1 protein-coding gene is annotated in these 994 nt (G+C 63.3%); it reads left to right on the top strand.

Annotated elements, in window-relative coordinates; translation table 11 throughout:
- Positions 1-186: 186 nt before the first annotated feature.
- Positions 187-885 carry a GntR family transcriptional regulator gene (locus ACLRGI_RS23380; RefSeq protein WP_419203817.1) on the top strand — a complete coding sequence of 233 codons (699 nt, stop codon included), beginning with the start codon at positions 187-189 and terminating at the stop codon, positions 883-885.
- Positions 886-994 lie beyond the last annotated feature (109 nt).

Below are 994 nucleotides of genomic sequence, written 5' to 3' on the forward strand. Positions count from 1 at the left end.
GACCGGTGGATCGAGGCTAAGCGCTCCTCGCTCCGGCAGCGCGAAGTACCGCAGCAAGTTCTCGACGTCGGCACCCACCCCCGGGTGCCGACGTCGTGGTTTTAAGTGTGGTCCCGCAAGCTTGGTGATGGCGGACCGTGCTGTGCTTACCCGGCTTCCTGCGGGCGTTCCTATAGGATTTGTGCCATGGCCGATCCTTCCCCGTCCGCTGCCCGCGCTGGCTTTCCCGTCAGCCGCCAAGTGCTGGCCGACCACGTTTATGAAGCACTCCTTGAGTGGCTTATGGACGGCCGACTGGAGCCCGGAGCGGCAGTGAGCATCGACGGGATGGCGCGTGAACTGGACGTTTCGCCTACCCCAGTGCGTGAAGCCTTGGCCCGTTTGGAGCACACGGGGATGGTGCGACGTGTGGCCTTGAAGGGCTATCGAGTGGCTCCGGTCTTCACTCGCGAAGACTTCGCTGAGCTCATGGAAGCGCGGCTATCCATTGAACCGGTCAACGCCCGTTTGGCGTGCTCGCGCATGACGCCTGACGGTCTGGACGCGTTGAAGAAGGCTGTTGAAGACCTGAAAACCGCGCCCCGCGGTGGCACCTTCGCTGAATATCGCAGCTACCTCGAAGCGGATGAACGCTTCCATCAACTCATCGCCGCCCAAGCAAACAATCAGTTCCTGCTCGCCGCATACAACACGCTAGGCGGCCAAATCCAACGCTTCAGATTGTTCGGGGGAGTGGGCATCACCGACGCCGAACAGGCAATCGCTGAGCACCAGGCCGTGCTCGATGCCATGACCAGCGGCGATCCCGAGCAAGCCGCGTCCATGATGGTGGATCACGTCGAAAAGGTCCGTGGACGAGCCATGGCGGACGCGCCGGAGGAGTAAGCCCGGCGCGCTCCCGTTTGTGGTTGGTGCCGCGCGCCTGTTTCCGCCCTGGTGCTGCGCGCCTGTTTCCGCCCTGCGCACCCGTTTCGCGTTGGTGTCGCACCCTTTC

This window comes from Paenarthrobacter sp. PPS72, assembly GCF_048537125.1.
Taxonomy (GTDB): domain Bacteria; phylum Actinomycetota; class Actinomycetes; order Actinomycetales; family Micrococcaceae; genus Arthrobacter; species Arthrobacter nitroguajacolicus_E.

Coding starts and splice junctions, on each gene's coding strand:
- ACLRGI_RS23380 (WP_419203817.1), top strand. CDS start 187: ATGGCCGATCCTTCCCCGTCCGCTGCCCGCGCTGGCTTTCCCGTCAGC.